This window comes from Streptomyces sp., from assembly GCF_036524955.1.
In the GTDB taxonomy this organism is placed as follows: domain Bacteria; phylum Actinomycetota; class Actinomycetes; order Streptomycetales; family Streptomycetaceae; genus Actinacidiphila.
In genome coordinates this window covers 20,772-42,222 of the sequence record NZ_DATDBG010000005.1, presented here as the reverse complement: position 1 = coordinate 42,222, position 21,451 = coordinate 20,772, and the positions used below count along the sequence as shown (strand labels likewise).

22 protein-coding genes and 1 tRNA gene are annotated in these 21,451 nt (G+C 72.6%); 16 read left to right on the top strand and 7 right to left on the bottom strand.

Going from position 1 to position 21,451, the window contains the following annotated elements:
- Positions 1 to 664: molybdopterin cofactor-binding domain-containing protein (locus tag VIW71_RS00405; protein WP_331619721.1), on the top strand; the 664-nt coding region annotated here is incomplete at its 5' end.
- Between the two features lie 195 nt (positions 665 to 859).
- Here the strand turns inward: VIW71_RS00405 and VIW71_RS00400 are convergent.
- Positions 860 to 1,441 (bottom strand): AAA family ATPase, encoded by a 582-nt coding sequence (locus VIW71_RS00400; protein ID WP_331619720.1) that lies wholly within the window; start codon positions 1,439 to 1,441, stop codon positions 860 to 862.
- A gap of 147 nt (positions 1,442 to 1,588) precedes the next feature.
- A tRNA-Cys gene (locus VIW71_RS00395) sits at positions 1,589 to 1,663 on the bottom strand.
- 178 nt (positions 1,664 to 1,841) lie between these two features.
- On the opposite strand from VIW71_RS00395, the gene VIW71_RS00390 reads away from it, so the two are divergent.
- The 6 genes from VIW71_RS00390 to VIW71_RS00365 all read left to right on the top strand — a co-directional run bounded on the left by VIW71_RS00390 (position 1,842) and on the right by VIW71_RS00365 (position 8,024).
- The gene (locus VIW71_RS00390) at positions 1,842 to 3,455 is read left to right on the top strand and encodes an MFS transporter (RefSeq protein WP_414720613.1); all 1,614 of its coding nucleotides are present in this window, start codon (positions 1,842 to 1,844) and stop codon (positions 3,453 to 3,455) included.
- A gap of 66 nt (positions 3,456 to 3,521) precedes the next feature.
- The gene (locus tag VIW71_RS00385; RefSeq protein ID WP_331619719.1) at positions 3,522 to 3,719 is read left to right on the top strand and encodes a hypothetical protein; all 198 of its coding nucleotides are present in this window, start codon (positions 3,522 to 3,524) and stop codon (positions 3,717 to 3,719) included.
- Between the two features lie 47 nt (positions 3,720 to 3,766).
- Positions 3,767 to 4,096 carry a type II toxin-antitoxin system death-on-curing family toxin gene (locus VIW71_RS00380; protein WP_331619726.1) on the top strand — a complete coding sequence of 110 codons (330 nt, stop codon included), beginning with the start codon at positions 3,767 to 3,769 and terminating at the stop codon, positions 4,094 to 4,096.
- A gap of 136 nt (positions 4,097 to 4,232) precedes the next feature.
- The gene (locus VIW71_RS00375) at positions 4,233 to 6,014 is read left to right on the top strand and encodes a DEAD/DEAH box helicase (RefSeq protein WP_331619718.1); all 1,782 of its coding nucleotides are present in this window, start codon (positions 4,233 to 4,235) and stop codon (positions 6,012 to 6,014) included.
- Positions 6,015 to 6,257: 243 nt separating this feature from the next.
- The gene (locus VIW71_RS00370) at positions 6,258 to 7,079 is read left to right on the top strand and encodes an IclR family transcriptional regulator (protein ID WP_331619717.1); all 822 of its coding nucleotides are present in this window, start codon (positions 6,258 to 6,260) and stop codon (positions 7,077 to 7,079) included.
- Between the two features lie 156 nt (positions 7,080 to 7,235).
- The gene (locus VIW71_RS00365; RefSeq protein WP_331619716.1) at positions 7,236 to 8,024 is read left to right on the top strand and encodes a S16 family serine protease; all 789 of its coding nucleotides are present in this window, start codon (positions 7,236 to 7,238) and stop codon (positions 8,022 to 8,024) included.
- A gap of 24 nt (positions 8,025 to 8,048) precedes the next feature.
- On the opposite strand, the gene VIW71_RS00360 is transcribed toward VIW71_RS00365, so the two are convergent.
- Positions 8,049 to 8,519 carry an Lrp/AsnC family transcriptional regulator gene (locus tag VIW71_RS00360; RefSeq protein WP_331619715.1) on the bottom strand — a complete coding sequence of 157 codons (471 nt, stop codon included), beginning with the start codon at positions 8,517 to 8,519 and terminating at the stop codon, positions 8,049 to 8,051.
- 124 nt (positions 8,520 to 8,643) lie between these two features.
- Here VIW71_RS00360 and hppD point away from each other — a divergent pair, with 124 nt between their 5' ends.
- Together hppD and VIW71_RS00350 are read left to right on the top strand one after the other, a co-directional pair.
- Positions 8,644 to 9,759, top strand: coding sequence for a 4-hydroxyphenylpyruvate dioxygenase (gene hppD / locus VIW71_RS00355; protein WP_331619713.1), 1,116 nt, complete (start codon positions 8,644 to 8,646; stop codon positions 9,757 to 9,759).
- Positions 9,760 to 9,843: 84 nt separating this feature from the next.
- Positions 9,844 to 11,214, top strand: coding sequence for an FAD-binding oxidoreductase (locus VIW71_RS00350; RefSeq protein ID WP_331619712.1), 1,371 nt, complete (start codon positions 9,844 to 9,846; stop codon positions 11,212 to 11,214).
- 36 nt (positions 11,215 to 11,250) lie between these two features.
- Here VIW71_RS00350 and VIW71_RS00345 read toward each other — a convergent pair whose 3' ends face one another.
- Entirely contained in the window at positions 11,251 to 11,754 is a 504-nt protein-coding gene (locus tag VIW71_RS00345; RefSeq protein WP_331619711.1) for an SsgA family sporulation/cell division regulator, read from the bottom strand.
- A gap of 269 nt (positions 11,755 to 12,023) precedes the next feature.
- On the opposite strand from VIW71_RS00345, the gene VIW71_RS00340 reads away from it, so the two are divergent.
- The 3 genes from VIW71_RS00340 to VIW71_RS00330 all read left to right on the top strand — a co-directional run bounded on the left by VIW71_RS00340 (position 12,024) and on the right by VIW71_RS00330 (position 14,889).
- Positions 12,024 to 13,145, top strand: coding sequence for an RDD family protein (locus tag VIW71_RS00340; RefSeq protein WP_331619710.1), 1,122 nt, complete (start codon positions 12,024 to 12,026; stop codon positions 13,143 to 13,145).
- Positions 13,146 to 13,567: 422 nt separating this feature from the next.
- Positions 13,568 to 14,245 (top strand): RDD family protein, encoded by a 678-nt coding sequence (locus tag VIW71_RS00335; RefSeq protein WP_331619709.1) that lies wholly within the window; start codon positions 13,568 to 13,570, stop codon positions 14,243 to 14,245.
- A 170-nt stretch (positions 14,246 to 14,415) separates the two neighbouring features.
- Positions 14,416 to 14,889 carry an RDD family protein gene (locus VIW71_RS00330; protein ID WP_331619708.1) on the top strand — a complete coding sequence of 158 codons (474 nt, stop codon included), beginning with the start codon at positions 14,416 to 14,418 and terminating at the stop codon, positions 14,887 to 14,889.
- Positions 14,890 to 14,916: 27 nt separating this feature from the next.
- Here VIW71_RS00330 and VIW71_RS00325 read toward each other — a convergent pair whose 3' ends face one another.
- Positions 14,917 to 15,192: a hypothetical protein gene (locus VIW71_RS00325; protein WP_331619707.1), complete on the bottom strand. Its 276-nt coding sequence runs from the start codon at positions 15,190 to 15,192 to the stop codon at positions 14,917 to 14,919.
- A 369-nt stretch (positions 15,193 to 15,561) separates the two neighbouring features.
- Between VIW71_RS00325 and VIW71_RS00320 the strand changes: the two genes are divergently transcribed.
- Entirely contained in the window at positions 15,562 to 17,964 is a 2,403-nt protein-coding gene (locus tag VIW71_RS00320) for an immune inhibitor A domain-containing protein (RefSeq protein ID WP_414720612.1), read from the top strand.
- Positions 17,965 to 18,061: 97 nt separating this feature from the next.
- Entirely contained in the window at positions 18,062 to 18,370 is a 309-nt protein-coding gene (locus VIW71_RS00315) for a hypothetical protein (protein ID WP_331619704.1), read from the top strand.
- A gap of 59 nt (positions 18,371 to 18,429) precedes the next feature.
- Here VIW71_RS00315 and VIW71_RS00310 read toward each other — a convergent pair whose 3' ends face one another.
- Together VIW71_RS00310 and VIW71_RS00305 are read right to left on the bottom strand one after the other, a co-directional pair.
- Positions 18,430 to 19,026 (bottom strand): isochorismatase family protein, encoded by a 597-nt coding sequence (locus tag VIW71_RS00310; protein ID WP_331619703.1) that lies wholly within the window; start codon positions 19,024 to 19,026, stop codon positions 18,430 to 18,432.
- A 79-nt stretch (positions 19,027 to 19,105) separates the two neighbouring features.
- The gene (locus VIW71_RS00305) at positions 19,106 to 20,434 is read right to left on the bottom strand and encodes a nicotinate phosphoribosyltransferase (protein WP_331619701.1); all 1,329 of its coding nucleotides are present in this window, start codon (positions 20,432 to 20,434) and stop codon (positions 19,106 to 19,108) included.
- 121 nt (positions 20,435 to 20,555) lie between these two features.
- Between VIW71_RS00305 and clpS the strand changes: the two genes are divergently transcribed.
- On the top strand, positions 20,556 to 20,867 hold the full coding sequence (gene clpS / locus VIW71_RS00300; protein WP_331619700.1) for an ATP-dependent Clp protease adapter ClpS: 312 nt from the start codon (positions 20,556 to 20,558) through the stop codon (positions 20,865 to 20,867).
- Positions 20,867 to 21,427, top strand: coding sequence for a DUF2017 domain-containing protein (locus VIW71_RS00295; RefSeq protein ID WP_331619725.1), 561 nt, complete (start codon positions 20,867 to 20,869; stop codon positions 21,425 to 21,427). The genes clpS and VIW71_RS00295 overlap by 1 nt, the downstream gene beginning before the upstream one ends.
- The last annotated feature ends 24 nt before the right edge of the window (positions 21,428 to 21,451 follow it).

The window sequence follows — 21,451 nt, the reverse complement described above, 5'->3', positions numbered from 1 at the left end:
CGCGAAGATGGTACGCACGCAGCTCCTCCAGCCGCTGGCCGCGAAGTTCGGCATGTCCGTGGAACTGCTCACCATCGCCGACGGCAAGATCACCTCGTACGACGGGGTCCTGTCCACCACCGTCGCCGAGACGCTGGACGGCAAGGAGCTGTGGGCCACCGCGCAGTGCCGCCCGCACCCCACCGACCGTCTGGACGACACCGGTCAGGGCGACGCCTTCGTCGGCCTCGCCTTCTGCGCGATCCGGGCGGTGGTGGACGTGGACATCGAGATCGGCGCGGTGCGGGTGGTGGAGATGGCCGTCGCCCAGGACGTCGGCCACGTGCTCAACCCCCGCCAGCTCGCCGCCCGTATCGAGGCCGGTGTCACCCAGGGCGTCGGCATGGCCCTCATGGAGGACCTGCGCGCGCCGCGCGGGGTCGTCAAACACCCCAGCCTCACGGGCTATCCCCTTCCCACGGCCCTGGACGCGCCCGACATCCGGATCGTCCGGCTCGTCGAGGAGCGCGACGTGGTCGCCCCCTTCGGCGCGAAGGCGGTCAGTGCGGTGCCTGTCGTGACCGCCCCCGCGGCGGTCGCCGCGGCCGTCCGCGCGGCGACCGGCCGCCCGGTCAGCCGCTTGCCCATCCGCCCCCAGGCGGCCGTGGTCAAACCCGCGCCCTGACCCTCCGGGCGGCCCGGGGCAGCCGCGCACGGGGCGCCCCGCAGGGACGCGGGGAACCGCGACCGGCCCCCACCGGGCCGCTGCCCGGGAACGAGCGGAATCCGGCTCGGCGGGTCCCGGCGCGCCGCCGTGTGCGGACCCGTTGCGGGGGAGCGTACGGGGCGCCCCCTCGGCCGCGGCCCGCAGGAAGTGCGGTCAGCGCGGCGGCGCTGCGTCGGCGTCGTCCGGGCCGCCGGGCACCCTGGCCGCGCCGAGCCCCGCCAGGATCGCCTCGACCGTTTCCTCGGGGGACTGGAACGTCGTGTCCAGCCACAGTCCCAGACGCGGCGTCTCGTCCCTGAGGACGTGATCGAGGCCGCCCACCGTCCAGGAGCCGTAACCGCTCTTCGCGCGGGCCGCCTCGCGGCGGGCGACGGCCTCCGGGGAAGGGGCGAGGACGACCAGGTAGAGCGGGCGGGTCCGGATCGCGCCGAGATACGGTTCCAGGTGTTCGCCGAGCACCACGTCCTGCACCACCGCGGTCCAGCCGGCGCCCGCGTACAGGTCCGCCGTCGCCGCCGACACCCGGTAGCGCAGCCGCAGCTGCTCGACGGCCTCCTCGTCGCCGCCGGGCACCAGGTCCCGGCGCCCGGACACCACCATCCGCCGGAACACGTCCCCGCGTACGTGCACCGCGCGCGGCAGTCGTTCCGCGAGCAACTGCGCGACCGTCGACTTCCCCGAGGCCATCACCCCGGTGATCACCACGACGGCACGCTCCAGCGACGTCTCACCCATCGGGTGCCCCCTTCCCGGCCTTCTCCCGGCTCGCCGGATCTCTTCCGGCTCCGCGGTGAACGGTCCCGATCGGAATGAGAGCATTCCAGAATTTCTTTGATCAGGTGTGGCCAATGGGGCGCGTCCTGCCTGGAGGCGCGTCATATGTGGAGGCCGTGACCGGAATCGAACCGGCGTAACTCGCTTTGCAGGCGAGTCCCTCAACCACTCGGGCACACGGCCGTGTCGTACTGCGTGCTTCGACCATGACGGTGCGCGGGGCGGGGGTCAATGGGACGGGGCGCCGTGCAACGGGACTGCCATACGGCGTTCATGAACCGGCGGTCGTAGCACCCGCGGCGGAGCCGGAACCGGTCGCAGGGCAGGGGCTCGGGGACGGTTCGCCTCTTACTCTGGGCGGGTGACTGTGCCGAGGGCTCGCGACGACCAGCGGATATCCGGTGCCGGGGACGAGCCGCCGGAGGGCGTGCTGGGGCGGACGTACCGCGCGCTCACCCTCGGCATCGTGTCCGTCGTGCTGATGATCGCCTTCGAGGCGACCGCGGTCGGTACGGCGATGCCGATCGCCGCGCGGGAGTTGGACGGGCTCGGGCTCTACGCCTTCGCGTTCTCCGGGTACTTCACGACGTCGCTGCTGGCGATGGTGGTCAGCGGCCAGTGGTGCGACCGCGGCGGCCCCCTCGCGCCGCTCGCCGTCGGCATCGGTGTCTTCGCCGCGGGCCTGCTGGCCAGTGGCACCGCCCAGTCGATGGGGCCGTTCGTCCTCGGCCGCGCGATCCAGGGCTTCGGCGGCGGCCTGGTGATCGTCGCCCTCTACGTGGTCGTCGGCCGCGCCTACCCCGAACGCCTCCGCCCCGCCGTCATGGCCGCCTTCGCCGCGTCCTGGGTGCTCCCGTCCCTCCTCGGCCCCCTCGTCGCGGGCACGGTCACCGAACAACTCGGCTGGCGCTGGGTCTTCCTGGCGATCCCCGTCCTCGTCGCCCTGCCCCTCGCGGTGATGCTGCCGCCGCTGCGCCGCATGCGGGGCGCGGGAGAGGAAGACGCGGCTCCCGCGGCTCCCGCCGGTTCGGCGCGGTCACGGAAGGGCGGCGCAGGTGTGCGTACGGCCTCCGGCCCGGGGGCCGGTGCGGCGCCTTGGCGTACGGGCGGGGTGGCCGGGCCGGGCGGGCGCGGGGCGCGGTCACGGAAGGGCGGGGCAGGGGTTTCCGCCGCCGGGGCGCCCGCCATGGACGGGTCCAGGATCTGGCTCGCCGTGGCCGTCGCGGCCGGGGCCGTACTGCTGCAGTACGCCGGGCAGGACCTGCGTCCGCTGTCCGGGGTGCCCGCGGTTCTCGGCGCGGCCCTGCTCGTGCCGTCGGCGCTGCGGCTGCTGCCGCGGGGGACCTTCCGGGCGGGCCGGGGGCTGCCCACGGTCGTGCTGATGCGGGGAATCGCCGCGGGGACGTTCATCGCCGCGGAGAGCTTCATCCCGTTGATGCTGGTCACCCAGCGGGGCCTGTCGGCCACCCTGGCCGGGCTCTCCCTCGCGGGCGGCGGCCTCACCTGGGCGCTGGGCTCCTACGTCCAGGCCCGCCCGCGCCTGGAACCCGTCCGCGAACGCCTCGTCCAGCTCGGCCTGCTGCTGTCCGCCGCCGCGATCGCCGCGGTGCCGCTGGCGCTGGACCACGCGGTGCCCACGTGGACCGTGGCCCTCGCCTGGTGCGTGGGCGGGTTCGGCATGGGGCTGGTGATCTCCACGCTCGGCGTGCTTCTGCTGGGGCTCTCCGCGCCCGAGGACGCGGGCGCGAACTCCGCGGCCCTCCAGGTCTGCGACGCCCTCTCCAACGTCGTCCTGGTCGCCGCCGCCGGCACCGCCTTCACCGCCCTCGGCGGCGGGTCCGTCGCCGCGCCTTCCGCTTCCTCCGCCACGACGACGGGTCACCCCGCCGCGTTCGCCGCCGTCTTCCTCCCCGCCGCGCTCATCGCCCTCGCCGGTGCCGCGCTCTCCACCCGCCTGCGGCCCGCGACCTCCTGAGCCGCAGCGTGCCCCGCCCGCTGCACCCGGGTCACACCGCGTGGTACCGGGCGGTACCATGTGCCCATGCCTGGATTGAATGTGCGGTTCACCGAGGAAGAGCTGGAAGCGCTGCGAGCGCGCGCCGAAGCCGAGGGCACGAGTATGCAGGCGATCGCGCACGAGGCTGTTGTGCGGGCGATCAGTGAGCGGTCGCGGTTGTTCGAGGACGCCGCGGCGCACGTACTCGAGGTGAGCGGCGAACTGAACCGGAGGCTCGCGTGAGCCAGGGGGCGTACTACCTGGTACTGCCCGAGTTGTTGAACCTTGCCATGCGCCTCGGCGCCGACGAGGTACGGGACTACGGCCTGCTGGAGTCGGCGCTCGCCCGCCCCAAAGCGAGCGTGTTCGGGCAGGACGCCTACCCCGACGTCTGGCAGAAGGCGGCGGCCCTCATGGAGTCGCTGGCCCGCAACCACGCGCTCGTGGACGGAAACAAACGGCTTGCATGGTACGCCACATGGGTCTTCCTGCAGGTGAACGGGCACCCTCTGCGCGCCGGGTTCGATGTCGACGAAGCCGAGAGCTTTGTCCTTGCCGTCTGCCAGGGGCACCTGGACGTACCGAAGATCGCCGAGACGCTGCCCCGGTTCGGGACGTGAGCGCGACGCGCCAAGCTCGTTGTGATGCGGGTCGCATCCCCGGGCTGCGGGGACGTGGGTGCGGGAGGTCGTAACAGACGGCCGGTACGCTGAGGCGGTTCGCTGACCGAACGCCGCCGACCCCGTACCGGAGACCGTGACTACCGCATCGCATCACCACCTGTCACCCGCGTTCCCCGGAAGGGCTCCCTGGGGGACGGCGAACAAGCTGCGCGCCTGGCAGCAGGGGGCCATCGACGCCTATGTGGCCGCGCAGCCACGGGACTTCCTCGCGGTGGCCACACCCGGGGCCGGGAAGACGACCTTCGCGTTGACGCTCGCGTCGTACCTGCTGCACAACCACATCGTCCAGCAGATCACCGTGGTCGCCCCGACCGAGCACCTGAAGACCCAGTGGGCGGACGCCGCCGCGCGGATAGGGATCAAGCTCGACCCGGAGTACAGCGCGGGCCCGGTGGGCCGGGAGTACCACGGTGTCGCGGTGACGTACGCGGGCGTCGGCGTACGGCCGATGCTGCACCGCAACCGGTGCGAACAGCGCAAGACGCTGGTGATCCTGGACGAGATCCACCACGCGGGCGACAGCAAGTCGTGGGGCGAGGCGTGCCTGGAGGCGTTCGACCCGGCGACCCGCCGGCTCGCGCTGACCGGGACGCCGTTCCGGTCGGACACCAACCCGATCCCGTTCGTGGCGTACGAGGAGGGCCAGGACGGCATCCGCCGGTCCGCCGCCGACTACACGTACGGATACGGCAACGCACTGGCCGACGGCGTCGTCCGCCCGGTGATCTTCCTCAGCTACAGCGGCACCATGCGCTGGCGCACCCGGGCCGGCGACGAGCTCTCCGCCCGCCTCGGCGAGCCGATGACCAAGGACGCCGTCGGTCAGGCGTGGCGGACCGCGCTCGCGCCGACCGGTGAGTGGATCCCGAACGTGCTGCGCAGCGCGGACCAGCGGCTCACCGAGGTCCGCAAGGGCATCCCGGACGCCGGCGGCCTGGTGATCGCCACCGACCAGGACTCGGCCCGCGCCTACGCCAAGCTGCTCAGGGAACTGACCGGCCGCAAGCCGACCCTCGTGCTGTCCGACGACACCGGGGCCTCCAAGCGCATCGAGGAGTTCAGCACGTCCGACGACCGCTGGATGGTCGCGGTCCGGATGGTCTCCGAGGGCGTGGACGTACCCCGGCTGGCCGTCGGGGTGTACGCGACGACCATCTCCACGCCGCTGTTCTTCGCCCAGGCCGTGGGCCGCTTCGTACGGTCCCGGCGGCGCGGCGAGACCGCCTCGGTCTTCGTGCCGACCATCCCCAGCCTGCTGGAGTTCGCGAACGCGCTGGAACTCGAGCGCGACCACGTACTCGACCGGCCGAGGAAGCAGGGTGAGGAGGACCCGTTCGCCGAGGAGGACAAGCTCCTCGCCGCGGCGGAGAAGGCGGACGACGAGGCCACCGAGGACGACCTGCTGCCGTTCGAGGCTCTGGAGTCCGACGCGGTCTTCGACCGGGTGCTCTACGACGGCGCCGAATTCGGGATGCAGGCGCACCCGGGCAGCGAGGAGGAGCAGGACTACCTCGGCATCCCCGGACTGCTGGAGCCGGACCAGGTGCAGATGCTGCTCCAGCGGCGGCAGGCCCGGCAGATCGCCCACAGCCGGAAGAAACCGGACGAGGAAGCCGACCTGCTGGAGCTGCCCGCCGACCGGCGGCCCGTCGTGACCCACCGTCAACTGCTGGAACTGCGCAAGCAGTTGAACACGCTGGTGGCTGCCTACCATCACCAGAGCGGTAAGCCGCACGGAGTGATCCACAACGAACTGCGCCGGCTCTGCGGCGGTCCGGCGAGCGCCGAGGCGACCGCCGGACAGCTCACCGAGCGCATCAAGAAGGTCCAGGAATGGGCCACGAGAATGCGGTGATCTGCGCCGGATCGCACAGGTTCGCACTCCGAGGAGGGGTCAATCCGATGCCCGGATTGTGGACGACCCCTTCCGCTGAGCGGTACTGGCTCGCTACCGTGCCGGTCACGCACGCGCCGTGGCAGTGCAGCCGCGGAGCGCGGCCGGTATGCCGACTACCGGTGGCCCATCCGCGCGCTGCCGCGGGACCGGCAGGGCGATCCGACACGAGATGCGCCGCCGATTTGACGAGGAAGGGGCGTCGTGACCGCGGAGACGTCTCAAACGCTCGACCGGGGCCTGCGGGTCCTGAAGCTGCTCGCCGACACCGATCACGGGCTGACCGTGACCGAGCTGGCCGCCAAACTCGGGGTGAACCGCACGGTGGTGTACCGCCTGCTGGCCACCTTGGAACAGCATTCGCTGGTCCGCCGGGACCTGGGCGGCCGGGCCAGGGTGGGTCTCGGCGTGCTGGGCCTGGCCCATCAGGTCCATCCGCTGCTGCGTGAGGCGGCGCTGCCCGCGCTGCGCTCGCTCGCCGAGGACATCGGGGCCACCGCCCATCTGACCCTGGTGGACGGCAGCGAGGCGCTGGCCGTCGCGGTGGTCGAGCCGACCTGGACCGACTACCACGTCGCCTACCGCACCGGCTTTCGCCACCCGCTGGACCGCGGCGCGGCCGGCCGGGCGATCCTGGCCGGCCGGGCGATGCAGCCCACCCCCGACGGAACCGCCGGGGGCTGGGGGCGCACCACGGACGACGAGTACGCGGAGAGCGCCGCCGACCGCACGGGCGGCGGGGCCGGTCCCACCGATCCGACCGGGCTCACCGACCCCACGGGTGCCGCCGGTACGGCCGACGCCACGCATCGCACGATGGGCGCGGGCGGCGCCACCGACCGGGCCAGGTACGTCCTCACCCACGGCGAGCTGGAGGGCGGCGCGAGCGGCGCCGCGGCCCCGCTGCTGGGCGTACCGGGCGTCGAGGGCAGCGTCGGCGTGGTCATGCTCTCCGATTCGGTCCCTGAGCGGGTCGGGTTGCGGGTGGTGGAGGCGGCCACGGAGGTCGCGGACGCGCTGCGGTGAGCGGGCACGCCGACCGGGTGCGGGTGAGCGGTGTGCGGCTCGGGTGCGGGTCGACGACGGCGGGCGCGCGGTCGGCTCGGGTGCGCCGTGGCGGGCGAGCCGGACCTGACGGACACCGGGTGGGGACGGGCTCCGCGGTGAAATAGGGTCGGGCGCATGCCTACGCTCTCCCGCCGTTCCACGGTCCTCGCCGTCTGCGCGGCGGTCGTGGCCGCCCTGCTGGCCGTGGCCGCCTTCGCACCGCTGCCGGTGTCGATCGTCCTGCCGGGGCCGACCGCGAACGTCCTCGGCGCGAACAAGGGCACCCAGATCATCACCGTCACCGGCACCCCGGTCCGCAGGACCAGCGGGGAGCTGCGGATGGTCACCATCTCGGCGACCGCGCCGAACGCCTCGGTGCACTTCGTCGACGTGTGGCGCGCCTGGTTCCGGAAGAACCAGGCCGCGATGCCGCGCGACGCGGTCTACCCCAGCGGCGATTCGGTGCAGGAGATCGAGAAGGTCAACCAGCGGGAGATGACCGAGTCGCAGCAGGCCGCCACCGCGGCGGCCCTCCGGCATCTGGGCCTCTCCCCGTCGCGGGTGAAGGTGCGGCTCCAGCTCGCCGACGTGGGCGGCCCGAGCGCCGGCCTGCTGTTCACCCTCGGCATCATCGACAAGGTGGACGGCGACGGCCGCGGCGGGGATCTCACCGGCGGCCGTACCATCGCGGGCACCGGCACGATCGACGCCTCGGGCAAGGTCGGCGTGGTCGGCGGTGTGCCGCTGAAGGAGCAGGCCGCGCGGCGCGACGGCGCCACCGTCTTCCTCGTCCCGCGCGACGAGTGCGCCGCGGCCACCGCCGAACTCCCGGCGGGCCTGAAGCTGATCCCGGTCCGCACGCTGGACGACACCCTGGCGGCCCTCGCCGCCCTGAACGCGGGGCGGAAGACCCCCTCCTGCTGACGGGCCGGCCCGCCGCGTGGCCCGTTACGCGTCCCGCGCCGCCTGGGCCACCAGCGGGATGATCCGCAGCGGGACCGGGTTCTCCATCACGATCGCGGTGGACGCCCGGACGATGCCGCCGAAGGCGACCACGCGGTCGATCACCCGCTGGAGATCGGCGTTGGACCGGGCCACCAGGCGGCACAGCATGTCGCCGTGGCCGGTCGTGGTGTGCAGCTCCAGCACCTCGGGCACACCCGCCAGGTGGGCCCGTACGTCCGCGCCCTGGCCCTGCTTGATCTCCAGCGTCGCGAAGGCGGTCACCGGGTACCCGAGGGCCGCCGGGTCCACCTGGGGGCCGAAGCCGCGGATCACGCCGCCCGCGCGCAGCCGGTCGAGCCGGGCCTGCACGGTGCCGCGGGCCACCCCGAGCCGGCGGGACGCCTCCAGCACCCCGATCCGCGGTTCCTGGTCCAGGAGTGTGATCAGCCGGCCGTCCAGCGCGTCGATCCCCATGCCCACCCGCCTCCCATGGTCATCCTGCACACATTGACTCACCGATCCTGGCTCCAGCTGACCAGACTGTCCAGCGGAACCAGCAACTGTTGCGCACTGTGGACGACAGAGAGACGCTTTTGCCATGACCGAGACCAAGGATGCCTTCCCGGTGAAGGGAATGGACGCCGTCGTCTTCGCGGTGGGCAACGCCAAGCAGGCGGCGCACTACTACTCGACCGCGTTCGGGATGCGCCGCGTCGCGTACCGCGGGCCGGAGAACGGCAGCCGCGAGACCGCCTCCTACGTCCTGGAGTCCGGCGCCGCCCGTTTCGTCCTCACCTCCGTCATCAAGCCGGCCACCGACCACGGCCGCTTCCTCGCCGACCACGTGGCCGCCCACGGCGACGGCGTCGTCGACCTCGCCATCGAGGTCCCGGACGCTTGCGCCGCCTACGCCCACGCCGTCGCGCACGGCGCCACCGGCCTCGCGGAGCCGTACGAACTGAAGGACGCCGACGGCACGGTGGTGCTCGCGGCCATCGCCGCCTACGGCCAGACCCGGCACACCCTGGTCGACCGCTCCGGCTACGGCGGCCCCTACCTGCCCGGCTACGACGCCGTCGCCCCGGTCGTCGAGCCGCCGGCGCGCCGCGTCTTCCAGGCCGTCGACCACTGTGTCGGCAACGTCGAACTCGGCCGCATGAACGAGTGGGTGGGCTTCTACCAGCGCGTCATGGGCTTCACCAACATGAAGGAGTTCGTCGGCGACGACATCGCCACCGAGTACTCCGCCCTGATGTCCAAGGTCGTCGCCGACGGCTCCCGCAAGGTGAAGTTCCCGCTCAACGAGCCCGCGGCCGGCCGGAAGAAGTCCCAGATCGACGAGTACCTGGAGTTCTACGGCGGGCCCGGTGTCCAGCACGTCGCCCTCGCCACGAACGACATCGTCGCCTCGGTACGGGCGATGCGCGCGGCCGGCGTCGAGTTCCTCGACACCCCCGACTCCTACTACGACACCCTCGGCGAGTGGGTCGGCACCACCCGCGTCTTGCTGGAGACCCTGCGCGAACTGAAGATCCTCGCCGACCGCGACGAAGACGGCTACCTGCTCCAGGTCTTCACCAAGCCGGTCGAGGACCGGCCGACCGTCTTCTTCGAGATGATCGAGCGGCACGGGTCGATGGGCTTCGGCAAGGGCAACTTCAAGGCCCTCTTCGAGGCGATCGAGCGCGAACAGGAGCGGCGCGGAAACCTCTAGCGCCCCGTCGGCCGGGGTCGCCCCGGGCACACCCCGACCGACGCGGCACTAGTGCCGCCCGCTCCCGGGTGTCAGGGTGAAGACATGCACGACGACGTGATGCGGGACCTGGCCGCCGGCCTCGGCAGCGGGTCCCTGGTGGCCGACCCCGAGGTCATCGCCTCGTATGCCCGGGACATGGCGAGCTTCTCCGAGGCGGGCGAGGCGGCGGTCGTCGTGGTGCCGCGCACGGTGGAAGAGGTCCAGCACGTGATGCGGACGGCCACCGCCCACCGCGTGCCGGTGGTGCCGCAGGGGGCCCGTACGGGACTGTCCGGCGGGGCCAACGCGGTGGACGGGGCGATCGTGATCTCGCTGGCCGGGATGGACCGCATCCTGGAGATCGACCCGGTGGACCGTATCGCCGTGGTGGAACCCGGCGTGGTCAACGCGGTGCTCTCCCGGGCGGTGGCCGAGCGGGGCCTCTACTACCCGCCCGATCCGTCGAGCTGGGAGCAGTGCACGATCGGCGGGAACATCGGGACCGGCGCGGGCGGCCTGTGCTGTGTGAAGTACGGGGTCACGGCCGAGTACGTGCTCGGCCTCGACGTGGTGCTGGCTGACGGGCGGCTGCTGAGCACCGGGCGCCGTACCGCCAAGGGCGTCGCGGGGTACGACCTGACCCGGCTGTTCGTCGGCTCCGAGGGCACTCTGGGCATCGTGGTGAAGGCCGTGCTCGCGCTCAGACCCGCGCCCCCGCGGCAGCTCGTGCTGGCCGCGGAGTTCGGGTCGGCCGCGGCGGCCTGCGCCGCGGTCTGCTCGATCATGGAGAGCGGGCATGTGCCGTCACTGCTGGAACTGATGGACGGTACGACGGTGCGCGCGGTCAACGCGATGGCCCGGATGGGGCTGCCGGAGAGCACCGAGGCACTGCTGCTGGCCGGTTTCGACAGCGCCGACCCCGCCGCCGACCTGGCCGCGCTGGGCGCGCTGTGCGAGGCGGCCGGGGCCACCGAGGTGGTACCGGCGCAGGACCAGGCCGAGTCCGAACTGCTGCTCCAGGCCCGGCGGTTGTCGCTCACCGCGCTGGAGAAGGTCTCCACCGCCACGATGATCGACGACGTGTGCGTACCGCGCGGCCGGCTCGGCGACATGATCGACGGGGTGGCGGAGATCGCCCGGAAGTACGAGCTGACGATCGGCGTGTGCGCGCACGCGGGCGACGGCAACACGCATCCCGTCGTCTGCTTCGACGCGGACGACCCGGACCTGACGCGGAGGGCCCGCGACTCCTTCGACGAGATCATGGCCCTCGGCCTTGCCCTCGGCGGCACCATCACCGGCGAGCACGGCGTGGGAGTGCTGAAGAAGGAGTGGCTGGCCCGCGAACTGGGTCCGACCGGCATCGAGCTGCAACGCGGGGTGAAGGCGGTCTTCGACCCGCTGGGGCTGCTCAACCCGGGCAAGCTGTTCTGACCCCGGGGCGGTACGGGGGCACGTCCGCGGGGGCGGTCACGCCCCCGCGTCCGGCTGCTCGTCCTTGCGGGGCATCTCCCCGGGCCGCCACATCCGCCGCGGGTCGTGCAGCCACAGCTCCTCCCCGGTGGTGGGGGCGAGCAGCCGGTTGAGCCCGTCGTCCAGGCCGAGTCGCTCGTGCTCGGTGCCGGGCGCGACCGCCCGCAGCGTACGTTCCAGCCAGGCGGCCACCGGTGACGACGGCGCCTCCAGCAGCGCGTCGCCGTCCGGGGAGCTGAGCGCCATGCAGATCACACTGCGGCCGTTGACCTTGGTCGGCCAGATCCGCACGTCGCCGTGACCGCACGGCCGGAACACGCCCTCCACGATCAGCTCGCGGGCGAACGTCCAGTTCACCGGCGCGTCGGAGCCCAGATGAAAGGTGACGTGCACGGCATACGGGTCGTCCGTGCGGTAGGCCAGCCTGGCCGGTACCGGAACACTGCGTTCCGGAGACAGTACGAGCTGCATTTCGAGTTCGCGTTCCACCACGGTCTGCATGAGTCGACGTCCTTCCTTGGCGCGGCGGCCCCTGGGCTGGATGCGCGATCGGGGCCTGCACCTGGAGAGAGCGCGTGCCTCCCCAACCATTACGCGTCTTCCCCCGATTCGTTTCACATTCGCGGAAGCCGGAGCGCACGGTGGCGCACAGGGGTAAAGACGCGCCGTCCGGGTGGTGTACGCCGCGGCGGGCACGCGGGGTCCGCCCGTCTGGTACATGTGGACGTCGCACACCCCGCGGACCGAGCAGATACGGAACCCCCCGAACCATGAGCGCTCCCACTTCTGGCTCCTCCGGTTCGCCCTCCGCGTCGCCGGTCCCGGGCTACTACCCGGACCCGTCGATTCCGAACTACATCCGGTACTGGAACGGTTCGGCGTGGGTTCCGGGTACGAGCCGGCCGGCGCCCGCGGACGGGGAGCCGACGGGAGGGCCTGCGGAGGCGCCTGCGGGAGTGCCGGCCGAAGGTTCACGCCGGCACGTCCCGGCGGTGGACGAGTCGGGGCCGATGTTCCTGGACGAGGACCCGGGAGCCCCGCTGGCCGAGCGGCCCGCCTCCGCCCCGGCTCCGGCCCCCGCGCCCTCGTGGCCCCCCGCGGGGTCCGCCGCCTCCGAGCCGCCGCGGATCTCCTGGGGCGCGGTGCCGCCACATCAGCACTTCGGGCAGGCGCAGCCCGTACCGCCGCAGCCGCAGCCGCAGGCGCAGCCCGTACCGCCCCGACCGCAGCCCCAGCCTGGACCGCAGCCGCAGCCCGGACCCCAGTTCCAGCCCGGACCCCAGCCGCGGCCCGCGCCCTGGGCCGCGCAGGTGCGCGACCTCGCGCGGCAGGGGAGCGCGGAGGCGGCGGAGCCGGTGGTGCAGTGGCGCCCGCCGGTCAGTGACCCGCTCGCCGGCGCGCGGGGGCACGACCGGCCCGGCGGGCTGGTGCGGCGGTTCGCGGCGCGGGTGATCGACACGGTGCTGCTGGCCGCGGTGACCGGCGTCGCGGCCGTACCGCTGGGCACGGCCGCGTACCACCATGCCAAGGACAAGGTGGACGCGGCACGGCAGACCGGACGGACGGTCACGGTGTGGCTGATCGACGGCACGACCGGCGTACAGCTCGGCGTGGTGCTCGCCGTGCTGGTCGTCGCCGGGCTGCTGCTCGAAGTGCTGCCGACCGCCACATGGGGGCGCACGGCGGGCAAGAAGCTCGTCGGGCTGCGAGTGCTGGACATCGAGGGGCAGGTGCCTCCCCGCTTCGGCGCGAGCCTGCGGCGCTGGCTCACCCAGACGGTGCCGGCCGTCCTGGTCGTGGGTGTCGTCGGGGTGGCCTGGTGCCTGTTCGACCGGCCGTGGCGCCAGTGCTGGCACGACAAGGCGGCCCGCACCTTCGTCGCGGGGGTCTGAGCGCGGCGTCCCAGGCGGCGTCGGCGGCCGGGGCGTGCGCGGGCAGCCGGGGGACGGCGTCGCCGCCCTCCGGCCCGGTGGCGCGAGCGGGCGCCGGTCGGCGCTGCGAGCCCGGCGCTGCGGGCTTTGTGCCGCGAGGCCGGCGGCGTGGGTACGGTCTCCTGGGTTTTGTGTCGTGGGCCCGGTGTTCTGGGTTTTGTGGTGCGGGGTTTTGTGTCGTGGGTGGGTTGTTCGGGTCACGGTGTGCTGGGCTTTGTGCCGTGGGCCCGGTGCTGCGGGCATGGCGGACCAGGCCCAGGTATTCCGAGCGCGGCGGGCCCCGGTGGAACGGGCCCCGGGCAGTCCTTCACGCGGCGGGCGGGCGTAGCCCGAATGGGTCTCGCGGCGGGCGGCCGTGCGGCGGGCGGGGTTGACTCGGGTGCATGAGTACCGATCAGCCGAACCACGGATCGCCCGACGATCCGTTCGCCAAGCGCCCCGAGAACGGCGGCGGCTCCGGTGCGTCCGGCGGCTCTCCCTATGACCGGCCGCCGTCCGACCAGCCCCCGGGCCAGCCGCCGCCGGGAAGCCCGTACGGCGGTGGCCCGTACGGCGCCCCGCCACCCGGGGCCGGCGGTCCGCCCGGCCCCGGCGAACCGTACGCCGGCGGTCCCTCGCCGCTGGCCGGCATGCCGCCGCTCGCGGAGGGTGGCAAGCGTGTCCTCGCCCGGGTCATCGACATCGTCATCGTGCTGATCCCGGCCGCGCTGCTGGACTGGGCGGTGGTCGGCCTCGACAGCGACAACTGGGGCAGCGGCCGGTCGGCGGCCGGCGGCGCCTTCACCGCGGTCCTGGGCTTCGTCTACGAGTGGTCCCTGAGCAAGTCCGCCGGGCAGACCGTCGGCAAGCGTGTGATGAAGCTGCGGGCCGCGATGCTCGCCGACGGCAGTGTGCCCACCTCGTCGGACGCCGCGGTGCGCGCCCTCGTGCTGTGGCTGCCCGCCTTCTGCTGCAGCTGCTTCTGGTTCGTGATCATCGGTCTCACCGTGCTGTTCGACAAGCCGTACAAGCAGGGCCTGCACGACAAGGCCGCCAAGACGGTCGTGGTCCGGGCCGACTGACCGCCCGGGCCGAGCGCGGTGGCGCCCGGACCGTCCGGCCGAGCGCGTCGGCGGGCCCCCGACCATCCGCGCCGGCGTCCGTGCCGGGTGGTTCCACCCCGTCAAAGCCCCGCGGCCGCCCTGTACTCCGCGCTGTACCAACCCTCGAATGGCTGATTTACTCAACAGCCATGACCGTTGAGCAGCAGTCCGGCATGGCACCCCTCGCCACCTTCGGCCAGCGCTTCCTGGCCCGGGTGCTCGACACGGTGATCCTGCTCGTCCTCGACGTCGTGATGAGCTTCCTCGTCCTCGGCGGCGACATGGACCACCCGCGCGACACGCCGTACGGCAAACAGGTGCTCGTCGGCATACTGACGTTCCTTCTGTACTTCGCCTACGAGGGCGGGATGACGGCCGCCCGCGGCCAGACGCTGGGCAAGACGGCGCTGCGGATACGCGCGGCGCGGCTGGCGGACGGCGCGGTGCCCGGCAGGGCGGGCTGGGGGCGCGCCGCGGTCTACGTGCTGCCCGGCCTGCTGACCGCGATCCTGATCGGCCCGCTGTTCTGGCTGCTCAACTCGGCGTGGTGCCTGTGGGACAAGCCCTACCGGCAGTGCCTGCACGACAAGGCGGCCAGGACCGTGGTCGTGGCCGCCGTCTGACACCCGTTCGGAGACCGGGCACCGGTCTCAGCTCCGCAGCGAGTGCTCGCTCTCCCGGGAGCGCGGCGCCGGGACGGACGCGGGCACCGGCGAGGGCACGCCCGCGGCGGTCGGTGCGGCGGCCGACCGCCGGCCGCGGAGCGGGACGGCGACCGCGACGAGCAGACCCAGGACGAGCCCGGTGGCCGCGATCACGACGACTCCCGCGCCGGAACGGGCACCGGACAGCAGCAGCATCGCGAGGGTGGACAGCACGACAGTCGCGGAACCGCAGGCGATCGGCGTGAGCGTAGGACGTGGCATGGAGGATCCGTCCTCGGGTACGTCGGTGCGGGGGTACACCGGCGGATGGCTCAAGTGGTGACGGGCGACTCTACGGTTCGGCATGCCCGTGCCCGGTTCCCGGTAAGCACCGCCTTACCCACGGTGAGGTGCACGCGGGGGGCGCACGGGGGTCGCACGGGTGACCGACTTCTCGACGCCGTCTCAGGAAGCGGCCGGAAGCGGATCGGAGGCCGCCCTGCCGGTCCGTCGGCACCTGCTCCGTCCGCTGAGCGGAGCCCGGGTGCCGGAAAACGGCACAACCTAATGGTGTGCCATGCCCAAGTCAAGGTCTGTTTTTTCAGGCGCCGCTCCGATGCAATGGCCTTTCCCAACGGGAGGTCAAAGAACGTGAAAAGACAGCGGATGACGATCCGCCCCGCCACCGTGGCCCTCGCGATAGCCGTGCTGGGCGCGCCCGCGGTCATCGCCACGGGGGCTCACGCGGTGGCGCCGCCCGCGGACGGCGCAGTGACGGCCCACGATCCGGCGGCACGTCAGGCGCACAACCTGCCGGGCCCATTCAGCGAGCAGCAGGCGGCCGAGCGCTCGGCCGCCATCCAGCAGGTCGTCTCGGGCGAGGCCACCCTCCAGCGGCGCGGCGCGTCCAAGGTGGTCCAACTCGGCTCCGGCAAGGGCGAGCAGAGCAAGTACGTGGAGCTCGGCCGGGAGAAGACCGACAAGATCTTCACCATCCTCGCCGAGTTCGGCGACACCGTGGACTCCACCACCATGTACGACCCGGACGGCCCCGGCGGCCCGAAGCCGCCGGTCGTGAAGTTCGGCGGTCAGCCCGGCCCGGCGCACAACACCATCGCCGCCCCGGACCGCACGGTGGACAACAGCACCGCCTGGCAGGCCGACTACAACCAGGCGCACTTCCAGGACCTGTACTTCTCGCACGAGGCCGGGAACGAATCGCTGGCCAAGTACTACGAGAAGCAGTCCTCGGGCCGGTACTCGGTGGACGGCGAGGTCTCCGCCTGGGTCAAGGTCCCCTACAACGAGGCCCGTTACGGCGGCAACTACTGCGGCGCCAGCACCTGCGCCAGCGTCTGGGACCTGATCCGCGACGCCACCACCGCCTACGTCGCCGACCAGAAGGCGCAGGGCCGCACCGGCGAGCAGATCAAGGCGGACCTGGCCGCGTACGACCAGTGGGACCGCTACGACTTCGACGGCGACGGCGACTTCAACGAGCCCGACGGGTACATCGACCACTTCCAGATCGTGCACGCCGGTGAGGACGAGTCCGCGGGCGGCGGCGCGCAGGGCACCGACGCGCTGTGGGCGCACCGCTGGTACGCGTACGGCAACAACGTCGGCAGGACCGGCCCGGCCGACAACAGGGCCGGCGGCACGCAGATCGGCGACACCGGCCTCTGGATCGGCGACTACACCCTCCAGCCGGAGAACGGCGGCCTGGGCGTCTTCGCCCACGAGTACGGCCACGACCTGGGCCTGCCCGACGAGTACGACACCACCTACACCGGCGAGTCCAGCGTGGGCTTCTGGTCGCTGATGTCGTCCGGTTCCTGGCTCGGCCGCGGCCAGGACGCCATCGGCGACCTGCCCGGCGACATGAACGCCTGGGACAAGCTCCAGCTGGGCTGGCTCGACTACGCCACCGCCAAGGCCGCGACCCGGTCCACCACCACGCTGGGCGTCGCCGAGTACAACACCGCGAACAAGCAGGCGCTGGTCGTCCAGCTCCCGGACAAGGCGGTCACCACCACCATCACCACGCCCGCCGAGGGCGCCAGGCAGTGGTGGAGCGGCATGGGCGACAACCTCGCCAACACGCTGACCCGTTCCGTCGACCTCACCGGCGCCACCTCGGCCGCCCTGAGCCTCAAGGGCTGGTGGGACATCGAGGAGGGCTACGACTACCTCTACACCGAGGTCTCCACCGACGGCGGCGCCAACTGGACCGCGCTGGACGGCACCGCGAACGGCGCGTCCATCCCGCGCGACGGCGGTGACACCCCCGCGCTGGACGGTACCTCCGGCGGCTACCAGGACCTGGCCTTCCCGCTGGACGCCTACGCGGGCCGGCAGATCCAGCTCCGCTTCCGCTACCTGACCGACGGCGGCGTGGCGCAGCAGGGCTTCGCGGCCGACGCGATCACCGTCACCGCCGACGGCGCGACCGTGCTGGCCGACGGCGCCGAGGCCGACGACAACGGCTGGACGGCGAAGGGCTTCTCGCGGATCGGGGCGTCGTTCACCAACGAGTACCCGCAGTTCTACATCGCCGAGAACCGGCAGTACGTGTCGTACGACACCACGCTGAAGACCGGCCCGTACAACTTCGGCTTCGGCCCCGCCAAGCCGGACTGGGTCGAGCACTTCCCGTACCAGAACGGCCTGCTGATCTGGCTGTGGGACACCTCGCAGCCCGACAACAACGTGGGCGTCCACCCCGGCGAGGGCCAGATCCTCCCGGTGGACTCGCACGCCAAGCCGCTGAAGTGGTCGGACGGCCGGATCATGCGCAACCGGATCCAGGCGTACGACTCGCCGTTCAGCCGGTACGGCACCGACGGGTTCAAGCTGCACTCCGGCGGGGCCACCACCAAGATCCCGGCCGCGGGCGGCCGGTCGATCTTCGACGACCACGACGGCGTGTACTGGTACGACACCAACCCGACCGGCGGCGTGCGGGTGCCGGACACCAACACGAAGATCAGCATCATCAGCGAGGCTCGGGACGGAAGCACGATGACCGTGCAGGTCGGGCCCTCGGTGAAGTGACCGCGGCGAGCCCGGGAAGATCCGGGTGACCTGCGTCGACGCGACGTTCGGCCGTCGCCCTCTGGTGGGCGGCGGCCGAACGGCTGAAGATGTGACCATGGCGGTCGGCGGATTCACCAAGCTACCGAGCGGTACGGTCGTCGTCGCGCTCGCCCTGCCGCATCCGGCCGGCCCCGGGCGGACCGTACGGGTGGTCGTACACGCCCTGACCCGGCAGCGTGCCCTGACCCGGCTGAGCAACCTGGGCTTCCGCGGCGTGCGGCTCAGCGGCAACGCCGAGCCGCCCACCCCGGACGAGATCACCGCGGTGCTGCACCACCCGGACGGTCTGATCTGGCGGGACTATCACGCCCGCGGCTCCGACCCCTGGCACCCGATCTCGGCGCTCAACCGGTTCATCCGCTGAGATCGACCGGTCCGTCCGCCGACGGGGCGAGAGGGCCGGAGCCCCGGGCCGGCCCGGTGTCAGGCCCTGACCACCGGCTTCCCGGCCAGCTCCACGCCCCCCTCCCGCAGCTCCGCCAGCGCCCGCTCGGTCGAGTCCGGCGCCACCCCCGCGGTCAGGTCGAGCAGCACCCGGGTGGTGAAGCCCTCGCGGGCCGCGTCCAGCGCCGTGGCGCGTACGCAGTGGTCGGTGGCGATGCCCACCACGTCCACCTCGCCGACCCGGCGGTCCCGCAGCCACTGGGCGAGGCCGACGCCGTTCTCGTCGGCGCCCTCGAAACCGCTGTACGCGGCGGCGTACGCCCCCTTGCTGAAGACCGCCTCCACCGCTCCGGAGGCGACCGCGGGCGCGAAGTTCGGATGGAAGCCGCCGCCCTCGGTGCCAGCCACGCAGTGCACGGGCCAGGAGGCGGCGTAGTCCGGGTCCGGCGAGAAGTGCGTGCCGGGGTCTATGTGGTGGTCGCGGGTGGCCACCACGTGCCGGTACGCGCCCGACCCGGCGGCCTGGCCGATCAGATCGGTGATCGCGGCGGCCACGTCGGCCCCGCCGGACACCGGGAGGCTGCCGCCCTCGCAGAAGTCGTTCTGCACGTCGACGACGATCAGTGCGCGGTGCATGAGAATGCCTTTCGGGAGAGTGGGTACCGAGGGTGGGCTGTGGGCGCGACGCCCCCGAAGGGGCCGCGCAAGAGGCCGGTCACAGCATCTCCGTGGGGATGACGGGTTCGCCGCGGGACAACTGGGTCGCGGACAGCGGCAGCTCGGCGCGGGCCTTGACGTGCCGGGCCCGGGCCGCGTCCAGTGGCTCCCTCCCGATGGTCTCGCCACCGCGCACCAACGGCACCAGCAACTGCCGGCCGGCCAGTTCCGGCGGGATCGGCCCGCTGCCGATCACCTCCGCCTCGGCGACCCCGTTCCGGTCCAGCCGCCGCGCCGCCCACTTGCGCCCGCCGACGCTCGTCTTGCCGCCCAGCGACTTCTTCGCCACCGGCGTCAGCGGCGCGTCGGCCGCGTCCGACCCGGCCCGGGCGACCAGTTTGTAGACCATCGAGCAGGTGGGGTGACCGCTGCCGGTGACCAGCGAGGTGCCCACCCCGTAGGCGTCGACCGGGGCGGCGGCCATCGACGCGATGGCGTACTCGTCCAGGTCCGAGGTGATCACGATCCTGGTGTTCTTCGCGCCGAGGTCGTCCAACTGCTGCCGCACCCGGTGCGCGAGCAGCAGCAGATCGCCGGAGTCGATGCGGACCGCGCCCAGTTCCGGCCCGGCCACCTCCACGGCGGTGCGGACCGCGGTGGCGAGATCGTAGGTGTCCACCAGCAGCGTGGTGCCGCGGCCGAGCGAGTGCACCTGGGCGGTGAAGGCGTCCCGCTCGGTGTCGTGCAGCAGGGTGAAGGCGTGTGCGCTGGTGCCGATGGTGGGCAGGCCGTAGCGGAAGCCGGCGGCCAGGTTGGACGAGGCGCTGAAGCCGCAGATGTACGCGGCGCGGGCCGCGGCGACCGCGGCCAGTTCGTGGGTGCGGCGGGCGCCCATCTCCATCAGCGGCCGGCCGCCCGCCGCGACCGCCATCCGGGAGGCCGCGGCGGCGATCGCCGAGTCGTGGTTGAGGATGGACAGCACCACCGTCTCCAGCAGCACGGCCTCCGCGAAGGTGCCCTCGACCCGCAGGATCGGCGAGCCGGGGAAGTACACCTCGCCCTCCGGGTAGCCCCAGACGTCGCCGGTGAAGCGGTAGCCGGCCAGCCACTCCAGGGTGGGACCGTCCACCACGCCCTCGCGCTCCAGGAAGTCCAGCACCGGCGGGTCGAAGCGGAAGTTCTCCACCGCGTCCAGCACCCGCCCGGTGCCGCCCACCACCCCGTAGCGGCGGCCCTCGGGGAGCCGGCGGGTGAACGTCTCGAAGACCGAGCGGCGGTGGGCGGCGCCGCTGCGCAACGCCGCCTGGAGCATGGTCAGCTCGTACCGGTCGGTGAACAGGGCGGTGGACGGCACGTCCACCGGCAGTCCCAGGTCTGCTGTGTTCATGGCGATTATGCTACCCCCAATCTCGTCAGTTTGACGATTTCGCGGTGTGATCATACGACCTAGCGCGCGCCGCCCCGCGTGCCACACGCCCATTTGTGCGAGGCACCACAACAGCGGCAGCATGGGACCTGTGAGTGTCGCCCCCGTCGAGATCGAACGCACCGAGTCGAGCGAAGCGCCTTTTGCGGTCCCCGAACCGGACGTTCCGTGGGTGACGCTCGTGCACAACGACCCGGTCAACCTCATGAGCTATGTGACGTACGTGTTCCAGACCTACTTCGGCTACTCCAAGAGCAAGGCCACCAAACTGATGAAGGACGTCCATTACAAGGGACGTGCCGTGGTCTCCAGCGGCAGCCGCGAGGAGATGGAGCGCGACGTGCAGGCCATGCACGGATACGGCCTGTGGGCGACCCTCTCGCAGGACCGCTGATGGGCCGCCGCGCCCGCGCCGGCTACTTCGAGCCGGTCCCCGGCGGTGGCGCCGCCATCGCGCTGGACACGGTCGAGATCTCCATCCTGCGCAGCCTCGCCGTGCAGCTCCTGGAACTCGTCGGCCCCGGCGAGCAGCCCGCCGGCGCCGACGACGACCCGCTGGCCGGGCTCTTCACGGAAGGCCCCAGCAAGCCGCCCGACGACCCCGCGCTGGCCCGGCTCTTCCCCGACGCCTACGAGGAGTCCGAGGAGGCCGCCGAGTTCCGCCGCTTCACCGAGAACGACCTGCGGGCCCGCAAGCGCGAGGACGCCCTGGCCATGGTCCGGGTGCTGGACTCCGGCGGCCCCGTGCTCAAGCTGGCCCCCGGTGAGGCCCGGCAGTGGCTCGGCGGCCTCAACGACCTCCGGCTGACCATCGGCACCCGCCTTGAGGTCACCGAGGACGAGAACGACGAGCTGTACCACCTGGATGACAGCGACCCGCGCAAGCCGCTGGTGATGGCGTACCTGTGGCTCGGCGGGCTCCAGGAGTCGCTGGTCGAGGCGTTGACGGGCTGAGGCCGCGCACGGGCGGGCCGAGGT

Excerpts from the sequence above, each read along its gene's own strand:
- VIW71_RS00380 (WP_331619726.1), top strand. The coding sequence starts at position 3,767 with ATGCGCCTCGGCGCCGACGAGGTACGGGACTACGGCCTGCTGGAGTCG.
- VIW71_RS00330 (WP_331619708.1), top strand. The coding sequence starts at position 14,416 with ATGACCGTTGAGCAGCAGTCCGGCATGGCACCCCTCGCCACCTTCGGC.
- VIW71_RS00325 (WP_331619707.1), bottom strand. The coding sequence starts at position 15,192 with ATGCCACGTCCTACGCTCACGCCGATCGCCTGCGGTTCCGCGACTGTC.
- hppD (WP_331619713.1), top strand. The coding sequence starts at position 8,644 with ATGACCGAGACCAAGGATGCCTTCCCGGTGAAGGGAATGGACGCCGTC.
- VIW71_RS00305 (WP_331619701.1), bottom strand. The coding sequence starts at position 20,434 with ATGAACACAGCAGACCTGGGACTGCCGGTGGACGTGCCGTCCACCGCC.
- VIW71_RS00340 (WP_331619710.1), top strand. The coding sequence starts at position 12,024 with ATGAGCGCTCCCACTTCTGGCTCCTCCGGTTCGCCCTCCGCGTCGCCG.
- VIW71_RS00295 (WP_331619725.1), top strand. The coding sequence starts at position 20,867 with ATGGGCCGCCGCGCCCGCGCCGGCTACTTCGAGCCGGTCCCCGGCGGT.
- VIW71_RS00335 (WP_331619709.1), top strand. The coding sequence starts at position 13,568 with ATGAGTACCGATCAGCCGAACCACGGATCGCCCGACGATCCGTTCGCC.
- VIW71_RS00350 (WP_331619712.1), top strand. The coding sequence starts at position 9,844 with ATGCACGACGACGTGATGCGGGACCTGGCCGCCGGCCTCGGCAGCGGG.
- VIW71_RS00365 (WP_331619716.1), top strand. The coding sequence starts at position 7,236 with ATGCCTACGCTCTCCCGCCGTTCCACGGTCCTCGCCGTCTGCGCGGCG.
- VIW71_RS00360 (WP_331619715.1), bottom strand. The coding sequence starts at position 8,519 with ATGGGGATCGACGCGCTGGACGGCCGGCTGATCACACTCCTGGACCAG.
- VIW71_RS00315 (WP_331619704.1), top strand. The coding sequence starts at position 18,062 with ATGGCGGTCGGCGGATTCACCAAGCTACCGAGCGGTACGGTCGTCGTC.
- VIW71_RS00400 (WP_331619720.1), bottom strand. The coding sequence starts at position 1,441 with ATGGGTGAGACGTCGCTGGAGCGTGCCGTCGTGGTGATCACCGGGGTG.
- VIW71_RS00345 (WP_331619711.1), bottom strand. The coding sequence starts at position 11,754 with ATGCAGACCGTGGTGGAACGCGAACTCGAAATGCAGCTCGTACTGTCT.
- VIW71_RS00310 (WP_331619703.1), bottom strand. The coding sequence starts at position 19,026 with ATGCACCGCGCACTGATCGTCGTCGACGTGCAGAACGACTTCTGCGAG.
- VIW71_RS00385 (WP_331619719.1), top strand. The coding sequence starts at position 3,522 with ATGCCTGGATTGAATGTGCGGTTCACCGAGGAAGAGCTGGAAGCGCTG.
- clpS (WP_331619700.1), top strand. The coding sequence starts at position 20,556 with ATGGGACCTGTGAGTGTCGCCCCCGTCGAGATCGAACGCACCGAGTCG.